Here is a 19,608-nt window from a genome sequence, read left to right on the forward strand (position 1 = left end):
CAAGCAGTTCCGCCGCATCGCAACCCGGTACGACAAGCTTGCAACCACCTTCATGGGCTTCGTAACCCTCGCCGCCATCATGCTATGGCTCAAATAGCTAAATCGTCACTACGGCCTAGCCCCCTCTGCGTCATCGCCTGAAGCGCGGTGACCGATTGAGGAGGCCGAAAACAGAAAGGCCCGCCCCGCGTGAAACCGGGGCGGGCCTTTTGTCTGCGGTCGGGGCAGGCGCATGCGCCTGTCCCCAATTCATCAGTCCTCGTCGTCTTCGTCCTCGTCCGGCACATAGGTGGACTTGCCGAATACGTCCTCGGCCTTGGGCTCGATGCGGCCCTTGCGGATCGCGGCCTCTTCGGCGTCGTGGTCATCGGGCAAAGCGCTGGTCTCCGACGCGGGACGCAGGGTCGGATCCTCGGGCAGGATGCCCTTCTTCAAGTCGTCCTTGGCCTTCTTCTCGGCGGCCTTCTTGACCAAGGCGTCCAGTTCCAGCTGGCCCACCAGGCCCAGCGTCACCGGATCGACCGGCTTGATGTTGGCCGAATTCCAGTGCTGGCGGTTGCGCACCTGGTCGATGGTCGACTTGGTGGTGCCCAGCAGTTTGGAGATCTGCGCGTCGGTGACTTCCGGGTGATGGCGGACGAACCAGGCGATGGCGTCCGGACGGTCCTGACGGCGCGACACCGGGGTGTAGCGCGGGGCCTTCTTCTGCGGCTTCAGCAGCTCGGCGTGACGGCTGACTTGGGCCTTCATGCGGTACTGGTCGTTGGCCTGGGCCTTGTCCAGCTCTTCGCGGGTCAGCTGGCCATTGCCCATCGGGTCGGCGCCGCGGATGTCGCGGGCGACCTCGCCGTCGGCGATGCCGCTGACTTCCAACGGATGCAGACCACAGAAGTCGGCGATCTGCTCAAAGGTCAGCGACGTGTTTTCCACGAGCCAGACGGCGGTCGCCTTGGGCATCAGGATGTCGGCCATGAGGGGCTCCAGAAATGACGGCGCCCGACCTTGCGGCCGGGCGGGATGTTCTAGTGTGGACCTATAATGCGGTTCTTCTCGAAAGGGAACGGGGATCGCAATGTGCGTCTATCAGCCCAAGTTCGCGGGGGGCTGCCGGCCATAGCGCCGCCTTTCAAGTGCTATGCGGTCTCGGATTGGCATGCGGCGGTTACGTAGAATTTCCCGCGCCGTGACCATACCGCCCACAAGCAACCCGATGCTTGCTAGCACCGCCAGGTGTGGAACTGAGGTGTCGAGACCTGTGCCCTTCGAGTCAGACCCAAACAACATCATCCCAGCAATCACCACCGACCAACCTGATCACTGAAGCAGGGGATGGGGCTTCTTAGCCGAGATCAATCCTACACCAGCTAAAACAAGGGCACCCAGCGCCACGTGGTGCGGATTCTCAATCAAGTCGCGCAGGCTATTGAGGCTCATAACGCTTCCCCGCTTTGAACCTCTAGCGCACTCAACATTGTCTCAGAGCAATCGTAAACGCAGCATGGCTCCTCACGCCAGCAGCACCACCTTGCCGACATGCTCGCCCGCTTCCAGGTGGGCGTGGGCCCGGGCGGCGTCTTCCAACGGGAAGGTCGCGTCGATCACCGGCTTGACCTTGCCTGCCGCGATCCACGGCCAGACCACGCGCTCGACTTCGGCGGCCAGGCGGGCCTTCTCGTCGGCGGAGCGGGGGCGCAGGGTCGAGCCGGTCAGCACCGCGCGCTTCTGCATCAGGGTCATGACCGGAACCTCCAGGATCGGCCCGGCCAGGGCGGCGATATAGACGATGCGGCCGCCCAGCTTCAGGGCGTCGAGATTCTTGTCGAGATAGCTAGCCCCGACCATGTCGAGCACCACGTCAACCCCGCCGGCCGCCTTGGCGATCTGCGCGAAGTCCTCGGTCTTGGCGTCGACCGCGATGTCGGCGCCCAGGGCCAGGGCCTGGGCCTTCTTGTCGGCGCCGCGGCCGGTGGCGATCACCTTTGCACCGTGCGCCTTGGCCATGGCGATCGCCGTTGTCCCGATACCGGACGTCGCGCCGTGAACCAGCAAGGTCTCGCCAGGCTTCAACGTGCCATGTTCGAACACGTTGGCGAAGACGGTGAACACCGTCTCGGGCAGGGCGGCGGCATGGGCGAAGTCGAAACCGTCCGGAATCTGCAAGGCGTGGCGCGCGTCGACCACGGCATATTGGGCGTAGCCGCCCCCGCCCAGCAGGGCGCAGACCTTGTCGCCTTCCTTCCAGCGGCCCGATCCGATCACCACCTCGCCGGATACCTCCAGGCCCAGGATGGTCGACGCGCCGGGCGGCGGCGGGTAGTAGCCCAGGCGTTGCAACAGGTCGGGACGGTTGACGCCGGCGGCTCGCACCCGGATCAGGATCTGGCCGGGGCCGGGCTCGGGTCGCGCCACGGTCTCCGCGAACAGGGCGGCGGCGGGGCCCTTGCCGCCTTCGATGGCGATGGCGGTCATGGTGTCAGACATGGCGGAGAATCCCGTGAGGCTTGCGTCCCGCCCTTGGTAGGCGTCAGATGGCGGCTCGAAAAGGGGTCGAGCCAAGGGAGACCGATCCATGCTGGAAGAACCGGTCGAGCCGCGCGCTTTCCGCGGCGATGCGCTGAGCGCGACCACGCATGAAGATCTAGAGACGTACGGGGTCGCCGAACTGGAAGAGCGTATCGACGCACTGGAGGCGGAAATCGCCCGCACCCGGACGCAGCTCTCGAAGAAAAAAGCTGGGCGCGACGCGGCCAATGCGCTGTTTGGTCGCCTGGACTAACGAACGGTTTACCCTAAAGGCGGAGTCTTCAACCCGCCTGACTCGGACAATTCGACTTCATTCGGACTTGGGGGGGCGGTCGCGAAACGGCACGGTTGCGTCTGGCACGGGGGTTGCAGTCCTCCTGCCTTGGCGAGACGTCTCGCGGCCTTTCGAAGGGGCAATGAGTAGCTATGACCGAGTTGAACGCGTCCGCGGCCCCTTGGCGCGCCGGAGTCATCCAGGACTTCGCCCGCTCCGAACTGTTCGACCGCACGTTCGAGGAAGGCATGATTCTGGTCGAGGAAACCGCCGCCTATCTCGACGGCGCGGGCCGCCACGACAGCAAGATTCTGTCGCGTAACGCGGCCCTGGCCTATGCCAGCGAAAGCATGCGCCTGACGACCCGCCTGATGCAGGTGGCCTCGTGGCTGCTGGTGCAGCGCGCGGTCAAGGAAGGCGAGATGGCCGCCGAGGCCGCCTGCGCCGACAACTATCGCCTGGGTCTGGAGTCCGGGAACCCCGCCGCCATCGAGGACTTGCCCTTCGGCCTCGTCAACCTGCTGCAACGCTCCGAGCGCCTGTACGAGCGGGTGCGCCACCTGGACAAGCGGATGTATGTCGAGGCGGCCCTGGAAGAGGCTCCGCGCCCGGTGCAGGCGCATTTCGACCGGCTGACCGCGGCGTTCGGCGCGGCTTAAAGATGGATTAGAGGCTCTTCCCCCTCTGGGGCAGGAGGGCCGAAGGCCCGGAGGGGGCAAGTGTTCGCGGCACGGGCAGCCCGCACTTACCCCCCACCTGGCGGCTTCGCCGCCTGTCCGCCCCCATAGGGGGCGGAACTCCCCCAAAACCAAAAAGGCCGGCCCGCGAACGCGGTACCGGCCTTTCGTCGCCTTGCGGCGAGAAGCGTTGGGACGCCTACTTCTTGGCGGTGAAGCCGGCGAACTTGGCGTTGAATCGCGAGACGCGGCCGCCGCGGTCCATCATGTGGGCGTTGCCGCCGGTCCAGGCCGGGTGGACGCGCGGATCGATGTCCAGCGCCAGGGTCGCGCCTTCTTTCCCGTAGGTCGAACGGGTCTGATAGGACGTGCCGTCGGTCATGGTGACGGTGATGAAGTGGTAGTCGGGGTGAATGTCTTGTTTCATCGGGCGATCCAACCGACTTGAGGCGGCGTGTAATGTGGGCGGGGGCCAGCCTTGCGGGTGGCTCTCGGAGACGCGCGGATATAAAGAAAGCGCGCGAATTTGGCAAGGGACAGTTGATGAGTGACGTGAACGCGGGCGAGATTTCGGCCGAGGGCAGGCCGAGCGCCGGCGCGGAGCTGGTGCAGAACCTGGCCGAGGCGGCCAACCGTCGTCCCCGTCGGAAAGACATCCGTCCCCTGGCCCATCTGCTGCCGTTCGTGCGCCGCCACGTGGGCGACGCCCTGGCGGCCGGCTTCTTCCTGCTGTTCTCCACCGGGGCCACCCTGGGCCTGACAGGGGCTTTCAAGGGGGTGATCGACAAGGGCTTCACCAAAGGCTCGGACACCGCGATCAACAGCGCCTTCCTGGGCCTCGGCGCGGTCGCCGTGCTGCTGGCCGTGGCCACGGCCCTGCGGTTCTTCTTCGTCACCCGGCTGGGCGAGCGCGTGGTCGCCGACCTGCGCCGGGCGCTCTATGGCCACACGCTCAAGCTGGACCCGGCCTTTTTCCTGAAGACCCGCACCGGCGAGGTGCTGTCGCGGATGACCACCGACATCACCATCATTGAGCAACTGGTCGGGACCAGCGTCTCGGTGGCCCTGCGCAACATCCTCAGCCTGATCGGCGGCCTGGGCTACATGGCCTTTGTCAGTCCCAAGCTGGCGGGCTTCATCGTGCTGATGGTGCCGGTGATCCTGGCGCCGATCTTCCTGCTGGGCCGCAATGTCCGCAAGCTGTCGGTCAGCGCCCAGGACAAGTTCGCCGACGCGGTGGGCTATGCCGGCGAGAGTCTGGACGCGCTGGACACCGTCCAGGCCTTCGGGCGCGAGGGCGCAGCCGACATCCGGTTCGGCGGCGCCGTCGAAGGCGCCTACAAAGCTTCCGTCAAGCGTATCAATGCCCGGGCCGCGATGACCGCCGTGGTCATGGCCCTGGCCTTCTGCGGCGTGGCCCTGTTGCTGTGGGTGGGCGCGCACCTGGTGCTGGCGGGCGAGATGACCGGCGGCACCCTGGCCCAGTTCGCCCTGCTGGCGATCTTCTCCGCCGGCTCGGTCGGCGCCCTGGGCGAGGTCTGGGGCGACGTGCAGAAGGCGGCCGGCGCCATGGAGCGAATCTCCGATCTGCTCAATTCCGAGCCCGGCATCGCCGCGCCGGAAAAGCCCCAGGCCCTGCCCATGCCGGCCCTGGGGGCGATCGCTTTCGAGAACGTCACCTTCGCCTATCCCGGTCGTCCGGACCTGCCGGCGCTGCGGGGCTTCGACCTGACCGTCAGGCCCGGCGAGACCGTGGCCCTGGTCGGACCCTCGGGGGCGGGCAAGAGCACCGTCCTGCGGCTGCTGCTGCGCTTCTATGACCCGCAGATGGGGTCGGTGAAGCTGGACGGCGTCGATCTGCGCGCTGCCGACCCGGCCGAGGTCCGCGCCCGCATGGCCCTGGTCGCCCAGGACTCGCCGCTGTTCTCCGGCTCGGCGCTGGACAACATCCGCTTTGGCCGCGAGGAGGCGACGGAGGCCGAGGCCCGCGCCGCCGCCGCCGCCGCCCAGGCGACCGGCTTCCTGGAAGCCCTGCCGGAGGGGTTCAACACGCCCGTCGGCGAACGCGCCAAGACCCTGTCGGGCGGCCAGCGCCAGCGCTTGGCCATCGCCCGCGCCTTGGTCCGCAACGCCCCGATCCTGCTGCTCGATGAGGCCACCTCGGCGCTCGACGCCGAGAACGAGCGGCTGGTTCAGAAGGCCCTGCACGACGCTATGTCAGGCCGCACCACTTTGGTCATCGCCCACCGCCTGGCCACGGTGCTGAAAGCGGACCGGATCGTGGTCATGGAAGACGGCCGCGTCGTGGAGCAAGGCACCCACGCCGAGCTCTCGGCCCAGGGCGGGCTGTATGCGAAGCTGGCGCGGCTGCAGTTCGGGGTGGAGGCGGCCTAAATCTTTCTCCCCTTGCGGGAGAAAGGACGCTAAGCCGCCTCCCTACCCTCCATCGTCTCCAAGTCTACACCCAGCCGCAAGCGTAGTTCCTCACGCCCCAGCATGGTCAACTTCACCGCCCGGCTGCCGGTGCCTGCGTCGATCCAGCCCAGCGCCACCATCCGCGACAGCAGGGCCACGCCCAACGGGCCGGCCAGGTGGTGGCGGCGTTCGGTCCAGTCGAGGCACTGGCGGGCGACGCCGCGCTTGGCGCGTAGGGCGGTAGGCTCCAGGCCCAGGTCCCCGAACCAGGCGCGGCCGGCGTCGGGGACCGCGTAGAGCTTGTCGTCGGCCAGCGCGAGCACGCCCCGCGCGACGAGGGCGTCGGTCACGGCGATGCCCAGCCGTCCCGCCAGGTGACCGTAACAGCGGCGGCCTTCACGCAGCGCGCGGGCCTCGGGCGAGCGGGGCTGTTGCAGCGACCGCACCGGCGCAGCCAGCACGGCCAGGGCCTCGAGCACATGGGCGACCTCGGCGTTGGCCAGGCGGTAATAGCGGTGGCGCCCCTGGCGCTCGACGCTCAGCAGGCCGCCGTCCACCAGCCTGGCCAGGTGGTTGCTGGCCGCCTGGGCGGTCAGGCCCGCCGCCCAGGCCAAGGCGCCTGCGGGGTGAGCGCGGCCGTCCATCAGGGCCTGCAGCATGGCCGCCCGGCTGGGATCGCCGATCAGGGCGGCGGGGGAGGCGATGTTGGCTTCCATGACCTAACCTTTCTGCCGCTCATCCCGACCTTTGCCGGGATGAGCGGATTTTTAGAATATTCTGGGCCGCCAGCGAAAGCTTCAGTCTTCGCTGTAACATCCATGCCCGCGCTGGGCGAAGATCACGCCATGACCACGCCCCGAGTCGCCCAACTGCCGCTGATCCTGCTCGCCGCCAGCTTCGGCTTCACGATCGTCCAACTGGACGTCACCATCGTCAATGTCGCCCTGGATGCGATCGGCCGCGAGTTCAACGCGCCGACCGCCAGCCTGCAATGGGTGGTCGACGCCTATGCGCTGCTGCTGGCGGCGCTCTTGCTTTCGGCGGGCGCGCTCGGCGACCGGTTCGGACCCCGGCGGGCGTTCCTAAGCGGGCTGGTGCTGTTCGCCGTCTCCTCGGCCGCCTGCGGCCTGGCCCAGAGCGCCGCGCAGTTGGTCTTGTCGCGCGCGGTGCAGGGCGCGGCTGCGGCCCTGCTGGTGCCGCCGTCCCTGGCCCTGATCACCCACGCGGCGGCGGGCGATGACGAGGCGCGGGCCTGGGCCGTGGGGTGGTGGACGGCGGCCGGCGGGGTGTCGATCGCCGCCGGGCCGGTGATCGGCGGCCTGCTGATCGGCGCGCTGGGCTGGCGCTGGGTGTTCCTGGTCAACCTGCCGCTCTGCCTGGCCGGGGCGATCCTGACGCTGCTGTTCGTCCCAGAGGCCCCGCCGCGCCAGAAGCGGCCGCTGGACCTGCCCGGCCAGGCCCTGGCCTTCGTGGCCCTGACCCTGCTGGTCGGGGCGGTCATCGAGGGCGGCCACAGGGGCTGGAGCGACCCGCTCGTGCTGGGCGCGCTGGTCGGCGGCTTGCTGGCCGTGGCGGCCTTCCTGACGGTCGAGAGGGGCAGCGCCCATCCAGCGGTTCCTTTGGAGGTGTTCCGCAACCGGATGGTCTGGTCGGTGGTGGTGGTCGGGGTGTCGGTGAACTTCACCTATTACGGGGTCATCTTCGTGCTGGGCCTCTTTCTTCAGCGTTCCGCCGGCTACGACGTGGTCCAGGCTGGCCTGGCCTTCCTGCCCCTGACGGCGACCTTCATCGCCGCCAACCTGCTGAGCGGTCGGATTGCGGCCCGCTTTGGACCCGCGCGGACCATGGCCGGCGGGGTGCTGGTGGCGGCGTTAGGCTACGCCCTGACCAGCCGGCTGACGCCGACGACACCCTTCTGGCTGATGGTCCCCGGCTTCCTGCTGATCCCCGGCGGCATGGGCACGGCGGTGCCAGTGATGACCAGCGCCCTGCTGGCCAATGTGGACCGGCACTTCTCAGGCACCGCGTCGGGGGTGCTCAACGCCTGCCGCCAGGCGGCGGGGGCGGCGGGCGTGGCGGTGATGGGCGCGTTGGCGGCCGGCGGACCCGACCGGATCGCGGCGGGGCTCCGGGCGTCCGGGATGATCGCGGCCGCAGTGCTGGTGGGGGCGGCGTGGGTGGCGGCGCGGAGTGGGGGGAAGAGAGTCACTTAAACTCCGCTCATCCCGGCGAATGCCGGGACCCAGATGGAATGGTCCGAGGCGGGTTCCGCTCGCTCAGAGGTCTTCCAATCAGCCCGGCGCCTTGGGATCTGGGTCCCGGCATTCGCCGGGATGAGCGGGTCAAAAAGCCAAAAGAAAAACGCCCGCCCTGGTTTCCGAAGGCGGGCGTCTTCAGATCACCAAGCGCTCAGCGCCTAAACCAGCGCCCCGTGGCAGTGCTTGAACTTCTTGCCCGATCCACACGGGCAGGCGCCGTTGCGGGCGGTATATTCCCAGCCTTCCGGCAACACCGAGACTGGCAGGGCTTCGCGTTGCTGGGGCGACAGGCCCTCGGGCAGGGCGCCGGCCACGGCGACGTTTTCGCCGGTCAGCGGGTCCAGGTGGACCTCGATCAGGCCTTCAGGAGTGTGCAGCGGCTCGGGATCGGCATAGGCGATCTCGACCGTCATCAGCCAGCGGGTGGTGTTGGTCCGCAGGTCGCCCAGCAGCTTCTCGAACAGCGAGAAGGCCTCGGTCTTGTACTCGTTCAGCGGATCGCGCTGGCCGTAGCCGCGCAGCCCGATGACATTGCGCAGGTGGTCCAGGTGCATCAAGTGCTCGCGCCACTGCAGATCGATCATCTGCAGCAGGAAGCTCTTTTCCACTGAGCGCATCTGGTCGGGGGTGATGATCGCCTCGCGCTCGATCGCCCGTTCGTCGGCGGCCTTGGCGATACGCTCGCGCATCTCCTCGTCGCCGATGCCTTCCTCGGCGGCCCAGTCCTTCAGCGGCAGCTCCATGCCGAAGATCGACTGGACGCGCTCGTCCAGGCCTTCGATGTCCCACTGCTCGGCATAGGCCTTGGGCGGCATGTAGCGGGCCACGAAGTCATCGACCACGTCGCGGCGCATCTCGGTGATGATCTCGGAGAGGTCGGTGGCCTCCATAAATTCCTGGCGCTGCTCGAACACGGCCTTGCGCTGGTCGTTGACGACGTCGTCGTACTTCAGGAGGTTCTTGCGGATCTCGTAGTTGCGCTGCTCGACGCGCTTCTGGGCGGTGGCGATGGCGTTGTTCAGCCACTTGTGAGTGATCGCCTCGCCTTCCTGGACGCCGAAGGTGCGCATGATCGCGTCCAGCCGCTCGCCGGCGAAGATGCGCAGCAGGTCGTCCTCGCACGACAGGAAGAACTTGCTGTGGCCCGGGTCGCCCTGACGCCCGGTGCGGCCTCGCAGCTGGTTGTCGATGCGGCGGCTTTCGTGGCGTTCGGTGCCCAGCACGAACAGGCCGCCGGCGGCCAAGGCCTGGGCCTTGGCGACGGCGATCTCGGCGTCCAGCTCGGCCTTCTGAGCCAGCTCGTCCTCATGGGCCGGGGTGATCCCAAGCCCCTTCTGCTGCTGCAGCCAATTGGCCAGGCGCATGTCGACATTGCCGCCCAGCTGGATGTCGGTGCCGCGGCCGGCCATGTTGGTGGCGATGGTGACCGCGCCGGGCACGCCAGCGTCGGCGACGATGCCGGCCTCCTGCTCGTGGAAGCGGGCGTTCAGCACCTGGTGCGGGATGCCCTTGTGCTTCTTGCCTTCCCATTCCCAGGGATAGACGGCCAGCAGGCGCGACAGCTCCTCGGACTTCTCGATCGATACGGTGCCGACCAGGATCGGCTGGCCGCGGGCGTGGCAGTCGGTGATCTGCTTGAGGATCGAGTCGTTCTTCTCGCGCTCGGTGCGATAGACCTCGTCGTCGTCGTCGATGCGCTGGACCGGGCGGTTGGTCGGGATCTCGCTGACGCCCATCTTGTAGATGTCGTCGAATTCCTGGGCCTCGGTGGCGGCCGTGCCGGTCATGCCGGCCAGCTTGCCGTAGAGGCGGAAATAGTTCTGAATCGTCACCGAGGCCAGGGTCTGGTTCTCGGGCTGGACGTCGGCGCCTTCCTTGGCCTCGATGGCCTGGTGCAGGCCTTCCGAGAGGCGGCGGCCGCTCATCATGCGGCCGGTGAACTCGTCGATCAGGATCACCTCGCCGTCCTTGACGATGTAGTCCTTGTCCAGCGTGTAGAGGATGTTGGCGCGCAGGGCCTGGTTGACGTGGTGCACCACCGAGATGTTGGCGGCGTCATAGAGGCCGGCGGTGTCCTCGGCGAGGTGGCCGCCCTCCATCAGGATCTCTTCGATGCGCTCCTGGCCGTCCTCGGTGAGGATGACCTGTTTCTGCTTCTCGTCGTGATCGTAGTTGGTCTTGTCCTTGATCAGATCCTTCACCAGCAGATCGATGGTCTTGTAGAACTCGCTGCGGTCCTCGGTCGGGCCCGAGATGATCAGCGGGGTGCGGGCCTCGTCGATCAGGATCGAGTCGACCTCGTCGACGATCACATAGTGGTGGCCGCGCTGGACCATTTCCTCGACGCTGTAGACGAGGTTGTCGCGCAGGTAGTCGAAGCCGAACTCGTTGTTGGTGCCGTAGGTGATGTCGCTGCGATAGGCGCGCTGGCGCTCGCCCTGGCTCAGGCCGTTGACGATCACGCCGTAGGACAGACCCAGGAAGTTGTGGATCTTGCCCATCCAGTCGGCGTCGCGGCGGGCCAGATAGTCGTTGACCGTGATGACGTGGACGCCCTTGCCCTCGAGGGCGTTCAGATAGGTGGGCAGGGTGGCGACCAGGGTCTTGCCCTCGCCCGTGCGCATTTCCGAGATGCCGCCGCCGTGCAGCACCATGCCGCCCACCATCTGGACGTCGAAGTGACGCATGCCCAGCACGCGCTTGCTGGCCTCGCGCACCACGGCGAAGGCTTCGGGCATCAGGTCTTCCAGGTTCTCGCCCTTGGCCAGGCGGGCCTTGAACTCGTCGGTCTTGGCCTTTAGGGCGTCGTCCGACAGCGCGGCGTATTCCGGCTCCAGCGCATTGATCTTCGCCACGCGGGCGGACATGATCTTGACCTTGCGGTCGTTGGAAGAGCCGAAGAACTTTTTGGCGAAGCCGAGCATGAATACAGGATCCGGAGGTGTGTCTGTGAGGCCGGCGCTAGGGCTTTGGGGCCTTCACTACGGTAAATTCGTGGCATGGAAGCCAGCGGAAACTGGCGTCTAGGGCGCGCGCGGAGACTTAAGCACCGCCCTTGCGGGTGTCAACGCGAGGCGGGGCGGCCTGGTGGCGGTTTGAGCGGCGTTTAATAGGTTCGGGCCTTTTCCGATCCGCATCGCGAAGCTGTTTCCTCTTGGCGGTAATCCGCGCTAGAGCGCTGAAAGCGTTGCAGCCGGAGATCGGCCCCTTATGAATATTGCTAAGCCTCGCGCCTTCGGCGTCGCCGCCGCGATCGTCCTGACCCTGCTGGTCGCCGCCTGCGGCCGCAACAAGGCCGACGAGCGGCCGCCCGAGCCGGGCGACACCGCCGTGGCGCGGGTCGACGGCCATACGGTCTGGGCGTCGGACGTCAAGCGCGAGGCCGTGGCCCAGGGGCTGATCAGCGAGGGCGAGCCGCTGGACATCGGCTCGGACCTGTTCCGCCAGCGTCTGGACGAGGTGGTCGACCAAAAGCTGTTGGCCGCCGAGGCCCTTAAGCAGAAGCTCGACAAGGACCCTGTCGCGCAACGCCGCCTGGCCGCCGCTCGCGAGCGCATCCTGGGCGACATGCTGGTCGAGAACGTCGTCGAGAAGGCGGTCAACGAGAACGCCATCCGCGGCCTCTATGCCGAGCAGCAGAAGCTGTCCAAACGATCGGAAGAGATCCGCGCCCGCCAGATCCTGGTCGGCAGCCAGGCCGACGCCGAGGCGGTCAAGAAGCTGCTCTCGACCGGCGCGTCGTTCGACGCTTTGGCCATGGAGCGCTCCACCGACCCCGCCACCCGCTTCAACGGCGGCGACCTGGGCTATTTCACTGTCGACGTCATGCCGGCCGCCTATGCCGTGGCCCTCAAGGACGCCCAGAAGGGCGCGCTGGTCGGGCCGTTCCAGACCGAGGGCGGCTGGGCCGTGCTGCGCGTCGAGGACAAGCGCCTGGAAGAGCCGATCACGCTCGAGGCCGCCCGTCCGCAGATCGTCCGCTTCCTGACCTATGACCAGGTGCGCGACCTGCTGGAAAAGCTGCGGGGGGCCAGCAAGGTGGAGATGCTGACCAGCAAGCCGCAGGACGTGCCCGGCGCGCCGCAGGAGCCGGCCTCGGCGCCCCCCGCTTCGCTGCAGCCTGGTCCCGGCAATCCGCCTTCCGACCTCGACGCCGCCGCGCCCGCCGCCGCGCCGGCCGCCGCGCCGGCCAGGAAATAATGACCAAGCCCCCCGTTCCCAAGACGACGGCCAAGGCCGTCGCCGCCGCGCCAAAAGCCGCCGCCGCGCCGTCGCCGACCCCGGCCGAGATCGTCGGCCAGGTCGGGGCCAGTGTCGGCCACACCCTGGAGCGGGCGCTCGACCCGCTGACCACGGCCCTCAAGCGCGCCGGCCTGCGCCGCGCCGAGAAGGCCGCCAGCCAGGGCTCGCCCCCCCTTGTGTCCGAGGAGGCGGTTCAGGCCGCCAAGCCCGCCGCCGTCGCGCTGGGCAAGCCGGGCCTGGCCGTCTCGCCCCTCGCCGTGCCGTTCCCGACCATCCCGCCGATCGCCGGGGTCGAGATCGCCACCGGCCGGGCCGGCTTCTACAAGTACGCCCGCGAGGACATGCTGCTGATGCGCTTCGCGGAGGGCACCAGCTGCGCCGGCGTGTTCACCCGCCACGGCGTCGGATCGGCCCCGGTCGACTGGTGCAAGCGCCAACTCGCCGCCACCGGCGGGCAGGACGTGCGGGCCCTGGTGGTCAACGCCGGCTGCGCCAACAGCTTCACCGGCAAGCCGGGCGCCGACGCCGTGCGCCGGGTGGCGACGGCCGTGGGCAAGCGCTTCGACTGCCGCCAGCGCGACGTGATGATGGCCTCGACCGGCGTGATCGGGGTCATACTCGACGACGCCAAGATCATCTCCAACCTGCGCGAGGTGGAGGCCCGCTTCACGCAGGACGCCTGGGCTGGCGCCGCCTCGGCGATCATGACCACCGACACCTTTCCGAAGGGGGCCTACGCCACCGCCCTGATCGACGGGCACGAGGTGCGGATCGCCGGGATCACCAAGGGCTCGGGCATGATCGCGCCCGACATGGCCACCATGCTGGCCTTCGTGGCCACGGACGCCGCCATCGCCCCGGCCGCTTTGCAGACCCTGGTGTCGCTCTACACCCGCACCACCTTCAACTGCGTGACGGTGGACGGCGACCGTTCGACCAACGACACCTTGCTGCTGTTCGCCACTGGCCAGTCGGGCGCGCCGAAGATCCACCGGGCGGGCGACCGCCGCCTGGCCGACTTCCGCGAGAAGCTGGAGGCCGTGCTACTGGACCTGGCCCTGCAGTTGGTCCGCGACGGCGAGGGCGCCAGCAAGTTCGTCAAGATCACCGTCAATGGCGCGGAAAGCCCGCTTTCGGCCCGCAAGATCGCCCGCACCATCGCCGAGAGCCCCTTGGTCAAGACCGCCTTCGCCGGCGAGGACGCCAATTGGGGCCGCATCGCCATGGCCGTCGGCCGCGCCGACGAGCCGATCAACCGAGAGCGCATCAGCATCCGCTTCGGCGACCTCTACGCCGCCCGCGACGGCCTCGTCTCGGCCGACTATGACGAGGCTGCGATGAGCGCCTACGTCAAAAAGGCCGAGTTCGAGGTGTCGGTGGATGTCGGCGTCGGCAAGGGGACGGCCACGGTGTGGACGTGCGATCTGACCAAGCAATATGTGGCGATCAACGGGGACTATCGGTCATAAGGGGGCGATCTATCTTCCGTCTCCCCGGCGAAGGCCGGGGCCCGGATGGAATGGCTTTGAGGCTGACGCCACGGGCTCCGAGCCCCTCCAATCAGTCACACCGCCATGGGATCTGGGTCCCGGCATTCGCCGGGATGAGCGGATTTAAGTAAGGACAGGCTCATGTCTGAGATCCAGCTCCACGACATCGCCGCCGCCTGCCATGCCGCCGGCTACCGCGTCGCCGAGATCGACAATGGCCTCGAAGTCTCCGGCGCCGAGGATGGCGGAGCCTTCTACCTGTTCCCGCAGAACGGCTGGCTGCAGGTGCGCTGCCAGGTGCTCGACGGCGCCGATCTCGACCAGGCCCGCACCCTGGACGCCCTGTTCGAGACCGTGGCCCGCGCCCAGTTCCGCCTGATCGGCTGCCGCTTCGGCTTCGACCCCTTCACCGGCCTGTGGCTGGTCGAGGACCTCTATCCCGGGTTCGAGGCCGAGCGGTTGCCGGCCGTGCTGGAGCAGCTGGCCTTCGTCTGGGGCTCGCTGGAGGGCGTGCTGGACGCGGCGCTCAAGCGGGGCGAGGCGGCCAACGACGACGCGCTGGACGCGGCGTTCGAGCTGGTGGCGGAGGGGCGGCCGAACTGAAGGGGCCGCTTTTCGACCCGGTGCGGACCGATGGTCGATCAGTTCAGAGGTGCGAGGGTAGCGGAGCGCCTGACCCTTTGCACACACGGGTGATCGCTCTCAATAATCTCAGCACGTCTCGGCCGACGCGCTCGCTCGTTTCCGGGGAAAGGGTCGGCCCGAAGTCGGGAAGCGCCTTAACCTCGACTTCGGTCTGATGGGGTAATGGCTGGTCAAGGACGACGGTAAAGACATTGGGGCCGCGTCTTGAATCCACGGCGCCGCACGCGACTCTGGCGTCCGGACTGATGTTCATTTCGAGTATACGACGGACAGACTCGCCGCCGCGCATAGCGCGAACCTGCTCGGCGCGAACTCCTGGAAAGCAGACCCACGCGCCGGGGGGGCTAGTACCCCGGACTGGTCACCGAGAAGCTGGCGTTGTTGCCCATGGCCGACGAGACGCCGACCACCGAGCGGGCGGCGCCGGTCAGGGACACGGTCGAGCGCGCGCTGATATCGACATTGTTGGACTGGCTGTTGGTGGCGCTCATCGTGCCGCTACATTGGTTGCAGACATAGCCGCTGACCGCGTTACCCACCGCCGTGGCGCTGGATCCGGCGTCATAGCCGTTGTCGCCGGTGAAGCTGGCGATCACCTCGACGCCGCCGCCGTCATTGACCTGGCTGTTGTCGAGCACCAGGTCCGGCCCGGTATTGCCGGCCAAGACCGAATTGCCCACGCCGTAGGCCGTGGCCTGGGCCCCGCCGAACGCGTAGGAGCTACCCTCGGCTTGGGCCCGGACATAGGCGGTGTTGTACTGGTGGCTGGCCACGTCGAGCAGCGGGCCCTCGTTGGAGGCGTTGAGGTTGTTGCCCGAGGCGGTGGCCGCCGTGGTCGTCAGGTTGCTGTTGCCATAGGCGGTGAACTTGGTGGCCGTGACATTGGCCGCGACGTTGTTCTGGTCTGTGATGACGCGGGCCGCCGACTGGTCGGCCCCGGTCAGGTCAATATTGTTGCCGGCCGCTGTACCCGCCACGACAGCGATGCCGGCCACATACTGGATGATCGCCCCGCCGTCGGCGGCGACGTCGGCCTGGTTGTTCTGGCTCACCCGCGCGCCCATCGATCCATTGACCAGCAACAGGCCCTGGCTGTTACCGGCCGCCTGGGTGCTTTCGATCACGTCACCGGCCAGGGCGCTCACGGCCTCGATCTGGCTGCGGGCGGTGACCGATCCGTAATTGGTCTGGACCATGAAGGCGCTGAGCGTGCCGCCGGCCGCCAGGGCCGTGCCGCTGTTGCCGACAGCCGTGGTGTTGATGTTGCTGCTGTCGCCCAGCGAGCCCGAGGCGTTGACCACGCCATGGGCCAGCACGGCGCCCTGGTTGTCCTGGTTGGAGGTCAGGCCGCCGTCGGCCCCGTTCAGGGTCATGCCAAAGCTGTTGGCGCCCGCCGTGGTGGTCGCCGTGACGCCTTCGTCAGCCGTGACGACGTTCAACGTCTGCTCGGCGTTGATGGCGCCGAGGTTCAGCTGGTCGTTCGAGCCCTGGCTGGGCAGGGTCTGGCTAGTAGCGACTCCGCCCAGCGCCACGCACATTGGGATCGCTGCGATCATTCCAGCGAGACGGGTCTTCGCGGGTTTGCGCATTGTTGGTTCCCAGGTTGTTGTAGGCGGGCACGAAGGCCCCGGTCGCGCCGACGGTGTTGCCGGCATAGGGGTCGTAGCTCAGGCAGGTCTGCGGACCAGGCATGCCATACAGGTTGGCGCTCATCTCGATCGCCGCCCGCTCGATCAGCGAGCGCACGGCCAGTTGCATGGGCTCCAGCGCGCCGCGACCGGCGGAGATGTCGAAGATGTTGCCATTGAGGAAGTCGAACACCCCGAGGCTGACTTCGCGGCCAACCACCTGTTTCTGGTAGGAGATCACATCGACCACCTCCAGCGTGCGGGTGTTGATCAGGCGCAGGTCCAGCGCGATGTTCATCACGAACACGCGGCGCTTGAAATTGCCCTTCAGGCCGTCGGTGTCCTTGTCGCCGGCATAGGCGTCCACGCCGGCCGAGCGGATGTTGTAGTTCAGCTCCGTGATCCCGCCGGCTACGTAGAAGTCCGAGCCCGGGACCTGGCCCGCGAGGATCTTGCGATACTCGGCCGGCGCGTCGGCGCCGGGCTTGGGGTTGTCGGAGATCAGCTTGTTGTTGGCGTATTTCAGCTCATATTCCGACACCGAGGTGTCGAAGCGCTCGACCATCGGCATGCCGGCCTTGGCGAAGGCGGTCATCGCCAGCAGGGACGCGCCCTGGGTGACCTTGCGGCCCGAACCGTCAGACTCCTCCTTGCCGGTATAGTCGGCGATGCGGCCGATGGCGACGCGCGGGGCGACCACCCGGTTGGCGCGGGCATATTGCGCCAGACACACCAAGCCCGCCGTGTAGGGCGTGGGGTTGGCCGTCACCGGCGCCGTGCCGATCGGCGTGGCGTAATTGCCGTTGCCCATGGGGGTGGGCACGCTGCCACAGGCGCTCAGCGCCGCGCAGGCGCTGGCCAGCAGGAGGAGGAGGCGCTTACTGGCCATTGCCCGATGTCCCGACATTCGTTCCGGCGCTGATATTGCCGTTGTTGATCTGGTTGGAATTGACGATCACGGTGTTGTTGTTGCCTTGGGTGACGACCGTCAGATTGTTGCCGATCGCCGTCGAGCTGCCGTAGCCGCCGAGGCCCCCAACCCCGGAATAGCTGTCGAGCGAGCCCGTCGATTGGCCAGAAGAATAGACGCTCTGGTCCGCGCCGGTCAGCATAACGCCATCGACGATGACCCGATTGCCGTTGGCGTCGCGGGTGGAATACTGGACGACGTGGTTTTCGGAGCCGGCCAGACGGCCGTAGCCGGCGTTGAAGGCGGCGGAATTGGTTTCCAAGGTCTGCGCCTGGGCCGCGCCAGCGCCGAGGGGCAGGACGGCCAGGGTCAAAACAGCCGAGCAAAGGCCCAAAGCACCCATGCCACCCGGCAATTTTTTCATGGAAACGACCATCTCAAGCTCCGCGAATGTCGACACGGGGCTGTTAAGCAACCCTCGTGCCAAAATCGGACAACGTTCGACCTAACCCCCAAGGTCTCGCGATTTCGTTAAGGTAAAGCCCGGAGGCGGCCGGAGACCCGAAACTGCGACATTGATGCTGCCCATTGATCTGAAGCGCGCTTTGGAGGACGCTCAACAAAACAAAGATATCGCAGGGAGGATTAAGCTTTGCTGGTTTCTCAGATCCTGAAGGAGAAGGGCGACCTTGTGTTTACCGCCTCGCCCAATGAGACGGTGGGCGCTGCGGCGGCGCTGCTCCACACCCGCAAGGTCGGGGCGATGGTCGTGCTCGAGGAAGACGAGACGATCGCCGGCATTCTCTCCGAGCGCGACATCGTGAGGGTTATCGCCAAGGAGGGCGCCAGCGCCCTGACCCGGGCGATCGCGACCTGCATGACCCGCGACGTGGTCTTCGCCCAGCCCGAGGAGACGGTCGACGCCCTGCTGGAGCGGATGACCGATCGCCGGATCCGCCACCTGCCAGTCTGCAGGGGCCAGCGCCTGGCCGGCATCATCTCGATTGGCGACCTGGTAAAGTACAAGATCCGCGAGACCCAGGCTGAGGCCGACGGCCTCAAGGCCTATATCGCGGCCGGCTGACCACGGCTTCGAAGGGCCACTGGCGCGCCCTCTATATAGAGGGCGCAATATTAGAGAGAGGCCGTGCGCCTCAGCGCTCCGCCTCGCCCAGCAGTTCGGCCCCCGGGCCGCTGACCGCGTCGGCCAGGCTATAGCCTTCCAGCACCTGCGCCGTGGCGTCGCGCGCCCGCAGCAGCGCCTCGCGTAGGGAGCAGGTGGCCAGATCCCGGCAATCCTCGCAGCGGCGGAAGGCCGTGCGGCTGACACAGGGGGCCAGGGCCAGGGGGCCGTCGACCAGCCGGATCACCTCGGCGAAGCTGATGGTCTCTGCGGCGCGGCCCAGTAGATAGCCGCCGAACTTGCCGCGCCGGCTCGTCACCAGGCCCTTGCGCGCCAATGCAAGAAGTATTGCCTCCAGAAACTTGCGCGGCGCATCGGCCCGCACCGCCAGCTCGCCGGCCGTGACCTGGCCGCTCTCGCGGGCCAGTTCGATCATGGCGCGCAGGGCGTAGCGAGCTTTCTGGGACAGCATGGACGCGAAGACTCCTGATTACACGGGTCTATGAAGCCAGGGCGGGGCAGGGCGCAAGCGGCGGCCTGCGGGCGCGGCGCGAAACCATGCACAGATCCGCGCACAGATAAGGGATAGGTGCGATTGATCGGGTCGCTTTTGCGGTTGCGACTCTCCGAAGCGATGGCTAAACACCGCCCTCGCTTCGGGGCTGACGCCCGCCGGACCGATCCAGGGCCTTGCGGCCTTGCATTTGGGAAGGTGGATCGTTAAGTTCTGCGGCCTCAGCCGGCTCGGTGACGAATTTGCGAAGACCCTGTCTTCAAGGGCTCCGTCACCCCGTCTTTTGTCCTTCGCAACGGCCTCGGCCAGAGCATCGACTGGGAAGGAAACAGTCAGTTGACACGGAGTTTTGCTTTCACTAGAAAGCGCGGCTCCGGAGTAACTGGAAAGAGTTCGCAAGAGCTTTTGAGGTTTCTTAGGACGGTTTCTGAGGGTTTCTTTGAAATTCTTTGTTGACTGGATTGGCGCTGTTCTTTAGAAGGGTGCCTCGGATTGCTGGGTTGGTTAGAAAGCTGGCTTGGTGGTTTGGTCGGGTCGTTTTGAAAGAAACGGTTTGACACGGAAGTCGAGGTTGGATAGATAGCCGCCTCCGCCGACATCGGGCGCTAAACGGGTGGTTCTGCCGCGAGGTGGTTCTGGGAGCTTAGGCTCTGGGTCTTTGACATTGTTGATTTGGAAAGAGAAACGCAGGCGGCGGCGCTCTGGCGATGACCTCACGGGTCATCATCGAACGCTGACAATTGCGGTCTCTTGAAGACACCATGAATATCATGGACCGGAGCTTCGGCTCCGATCCATCGATGTGATTGGGAACTCGTCAAGATACTATGCAAACCAGAACCGGTTCCTCGGTTTTCCCCTTGGAACTGAAGTCTGTGTTAGCGGTCAACTCAACCTGAGAGTTTGATC

General features: G+C 66.9%; 17 protein-coding genes and 1 pseudogene. 9 read left to right on the forward strand and 9 right to left on the reverse strand.

The window, feature by feature from the left end; all coding sequences use genetic code 11:
* A pseudogene (locus ACP694_RS19615) lies at nt 1-97 on the forward strand (IS5/IS1182 family transposase); the annotation flags it as partial.
* 155 nt (nt 98-252) lie between these two features.
* Here the strand turns inward: ACP694_RS19615 and ACP694_RS19620 are convergent.
* Both ACP694_RS19620 and ACP694_RS19625 read right to left on the reverse strand, forming a co-directional pair.
* The gene (locus ACP694_RS19620) at nt 253-972 is read right to left on the reverse strand and encodes a DUF1013 domain-containing protein (protein ID WP_426015285.1); all 720 of its coding nucleotides are present in this window, start codon (nt 970-972) and stop codon (nt 253-255) included.
* A 534-nt stretch (nt 973-1,506) separates the two neighbouring features.
* Nucleotides 1,507-2,481, reverse strand: a complete 975-nt coding sequence (locus ACP694_RS19625; RefSeq protein ID WP_426015286.1) for an NAD(P)H-quinone oxidoreductase — start codon at nt 2,479-2,481, stop codon at nt 1,507-1,509.
* Between the two features lie 88 nt (nt 2,482-2,569).
* On the opposite strand from ACP694_RS19625, the gene ACP694_RS19630 reads away from it, so the two are divergent.
* Together ACP694_RS19630 and ACP694_RS19635 are read left to right on the forward strand one after the other, a co-directional pair.
* On the forward strand, nt 2,570-2,776 hold the full coding sequence (locus tag ACP694_RS19630; RefSeq protein ID WP_426015288.1) for a DUF1192 domain-containing protein: 207 nt from the start codon (nt 2,570-2,572) through the stop codon (nt 2,774-2,776).
* Between the two features lie 173 nt (nt 2,777-2,949).
* Nucleotides 2,950-3,456 (forward strand): DUF1465 family protein, encoded by a 507-nt coding sequence (locus ACP694_RS19635; RefSeq protein WP_426015289.1) that lies wholly within the window; start codon nt 2,950-2,952, stop codon nt 3,454-3,456.
* 217 nt (nt 3,457-3,673) lie between these two features.
* Here the strand turns inward: ACP694_RS19635 and rpmE are convergent, their stop codons facing one another.
* Entirely contained in the window at nt 3,674-3,901 is a 228-nt protein-coding gene (gene rpmE / locus ACP694_RS19640) for a 50S ribosomal protein L31 (RefSeq protein WP_426015291.1), read from the reverse strand.
* A 113-nt stretch (nt 3,902-4,014) separates the two neighbouring features.
* Here rpmE and ACP694_RS19645 point away from each other — a divergent pair, with 113 nt between their 5' ends.
* On the forward strand, nt 4,015-5,868 hold the full coding sequence (locus tag ACP694_RS19645; RefSeq protein ID WP_426015292.1) for an ABC transporter transmembrane domain-containing protein: 1,854 nt from the start codon (nt 4,015-4,017) through the stop codon (nt 5,866-5,868).
* A gap of 29 nt (nt 5,869-5,897) precedes the next feature.
* On the opposite strand, the gene ACP694_RS19650 is transcribed toward ACP694_RS19645, so the two are convergent.
* Nucleotides 5,898-6,605: an ArsR/SmtB family transcription factor gene (locus ACP694_RS19650; RefSeq protein WP_426015293.1), complete on the reverse strand. Its 708-nt coding sequence runs from the start codon at nt 6,603-6,605 to the stop codon at nt 5,898-5,900.
* 129 nt (nt 6,606-6,734) lie between these two features.
* Here ACP694_RS19650 and ACP694_RS19655 point away from each other — a divergent pair, with 129 nt between their 5' ends.
* Nucleotides 6,735-8,102: an MFS transporter gene (locus ACP694_RS19655; RefSeq protein ID WP_426015295.1), complete on the forward strand. Its 1,368-nt coding sequence runs from the start codon at nt 6,735-6,737 to the stop codon at nt 8,100-8,102.
* Nucleotides 8,103-8,305: 203 nt separating this feature from the next.
* Here ACP694_RS19655 and secA read toward each other — a convergent pair whose 3' ends face one another.
* A complete protein-coding gene (gene secA, locus ACP694_RS19660; RefSeq protein ID WP_426015296.1) occupies nt 8,306-11,071 on the reverse strand; it encodes a preprotein translocase subunit SecA in 2,766 nt (921 codons plus the stop codon).
* A gap of 286 nt (nt 11,072-11,357) precedes the next feature.
* Here secA and ACP694_RS19665 point away from each other — a divergent pair, with 286 nt between their 5' ends.
* The 3 genes from ACP694_RS19665 to ACP694_RS19675 all read left to right on the forward strand — a co-directional run bounded on the left by ACP694_RS19665 (nt 11,358) and on the right by ACP694_RS19675 (nt 14,482).
* The gene (locus ACP694_RS19665) at nt 11,358-12,347 is read left to right on the forward strand and encodes a peptidylprolyl isomerase (RefSeq protein ID WP_426015297.1); all 990 of its coding nucleotides are present in this window, start codon (nt 11,358-11,360) and stop codon (nt 12,345-12,347) included.
* Nucleotides 12,347-13,858, forward strand: coding sequence for a bifunctional glutamate N-acetyltransferase/amino-acid acetyltransferase ArgJ (gene argJ, locus ACP694_RS19670; protein ID WP_426015299.1), 1,512 nt, complete (start codon nt 12,347-12,349; stop codon nt 13,856-13,858). Before ACP694_RS19665 ends, argJ begins: the two co-directional genes overlap by 1 nt.
* Before the next feature lie 162 nt (nt 13,859-14,020).
* Nucleotides 14,021-14,482 (forward strand): hypothetical protein, encoded by a 462-nt coding sequence (locus tag ACP694_RS19675; RefSeq protein ID WP_426015301.1) that lies wholly within the window; start codon nt 14,021-14,023, stop codon nt 14,480-14,482.
* A gap of 386 nt (nt 14,483-14,868) precedes the next feature.
* Here ACP694_RS19675 and hfaD read toward each other — a convergent pair whose 3' ends face one another.
* The 3 genes from hfaD to hfaA are packed head-to-tail and all read right to left on the reverse strand — an operon-like array spanning nt 14,869 to nt 17,486.
* A complete protein-coding gene (gene hfaD, locus ACP694_RS19680) occupies nt 14,869-16,062 on the reverse strand; it encodes a holdfast anchor protein HfaD (RefSeq protein WP_426015311.1) in 1,194 nt (397 codons plus the stop codon).
* Nucleotides 16,031-17,041 (reverse strand): holdfast anchoring protein HfaB, encoded by a 1,011-nt coding sequence (hfaB, locus tag ACP694_RS19685; RefSeq protein ID WP_426015302.1) that lies wholly within the window; start codon nt 17,039-17,041, stop codon nt 16,031-16,033. Before hfaB ends, hfaD begins: the two co-directional genes overlap by 32 nt.
* Complete coding sequence (gene hfaA / locus ACP694_RS19690) at nt 17,031-17,486, reverse strand: holdfast anchoring protein HfaA (RefSeq protein ID WP_426015305.1); 456 nt, start codon at nt 17,484-17,486, stop codon at nt 17,031-17,033. Before hfaA ends, hfaB begins: the two co-directional genes overlap by 11 nt.
* 228 nt (nt 17,487-17,714) lie before the next feature.
* On the opposite strand from hfaA, the gene ACP694_RS19695 reads away from it, so the two are divergent.
* Nucleotides 17,715-18,146, forward strand: coding sequence for a CBS domain-containing protein (locus ACP694_RS19695; RefSeq protein ID WP_426015307.1), 432 nt, complete (start codon nt 17,715-17,717; stop codon nt 18,144-18,146).
* Between the two features lie 70 nt (nt 18,147-18,216).
* Here ACP694_RS19695 and ACP694_RS19700 read toward each other — a convergent pair whose 3' ends face one another.
* The gene (locus tag ACP694_RS19700; RefSeq protein WP_426015309.1) at nt 18,217-18,657 is read right to left on the reverse strand and encodes an RrF2 family transcriptional regulator; all 441 of its coding nucleotides are present in this window, start codon (nt 18,655-18,657) and stop codon (nt 18,217-18,219) included.
* Nucleotides 18,658-19,608: the final 951 nt, after the last annotated feature.

Origin of the sequence: Caulobacter sp. DWR2-3-1b2 (assembly GCF_049896345.1) — a bacterium.
Taxonomy (GTDB): Bacteria; Pseudomonadota; Alphaproteobacteria; order Caulobacterales; family Caulobacteraceae; genus Caulobacter.

What these genes read in the sequence shown, in the direction of transcription:
- ACP694_RS19655 (WP_426015295.1), top strand. Translation starts at nt 6,735, where the DNA reads ATGACCACGCCCCGAGTCGCCCAACTGCCGCTGATCCTGCTCGCCGCC.
- hfaD (WP_426015311.1), bottom strand. Translation starts at nt 16,062, where the DNA reads ATGTGCGTGGCGCTGGGCGGAGTCGCTACTAGCCAGACCCTGCCCAGC.
- ACP694_RS19665 (WP_426015297.1), top strand. Translation starts at nt 11,358, where the DNA reads ATGAATATTGCTAAGCCTCGCGCCTTCGGCGTCGCCGCCGCGATCGTC.
- ACP694_RS19650 (WP_426015293.1), bottom strand. Translation starts at nt 6,605, where the DNA reads ATGGAAGCCAACATCGCCTCCCCCGCCGCCCTGATCGGCGATCCCAGC.
- ACP694_RS19700 (WP_426015309.1), bottom strand. Translation starts at nt 18,657, where the DNA reads ATGCTGTCCCAGAAAGCTCGCTACGCCCTGCGCGCCATGATCGAACTG.
- ACP694_RS19675 (WP_426015301.1), top strand. Translation starts at nt 14,021, where the DNA reads ATGTCTGAGATCCAGCTCCACGACATCGCCGCCGCCTGCCATGCCGCC.
- hfaB (WP_426015302.1), bottom strand. Translation starts at nt 17,041, where the DNA reads ATGGCCAGTAAGCGCCTCCTCCTCCTGCTGGCCAGCGCCTGCGCGGCG.
- rpmE (WP_426015291.1), bottom strand. Translation starts at nt 3,901, where the DNA reads ATGAAACAAGACATTCACCCCGACTACCACTTCATCACCGTCACCATG.
- ACP694_RS19635 (WP_426015289.1), top strand. Translation starts at nt 2,950, where the DNA reads ATGACCGAGTTGAACGCGTCCGCGGCCCCTTGGCGCGCCGGAGTCATC.
- secA (WP_426015296.1), bottom strand. Translation starts at nt 11,071, where the DNA reads ATGCTCGGCTTCGCCAAAAAGTTCTTCGGCTCTTCCAACGACCGCAAG.
- ACP694_RS19630 (WP_426015288.1), top strand. Translation starts at nt 2,570, where the DNA reads ATGCTGGAAGAACCGGTCGAGCCGCGCGCTTTCCGCGGCGATGCGCTG.
- argJ (WP_426015299.1), top strand. Translation starts at nt 12,347, where the DNA reads ATGACCAAGCCCCCCGTTCCCAAGACGACGGCCAAGGCCGTCGCCGCC.
- ACP694_RS19620 (WP_426015285.1), bottom strand. Translation starts at nt 972, where the DNA reads ATGGCCGACATCCTGATGCCCAAGGCGACCGCCGTCTGGCTCGTGGAA.
- hfaA (WP_426015305.1), bottom strand. Translation starts at nt 17,486, where the DNA reads ATGAAAAAATTGCCGGGTGGCATGGGTGCTTTGGGCCTTTGCTCGGCT.
- ACP694_RS19625 (WP_426015286.1), bottom strand. Translation starts at nt 2,481, where the DNA reads ATGTCTGACACCATGACCGCCATCGCCATCGAAGGCGGCAAGGGCCCC.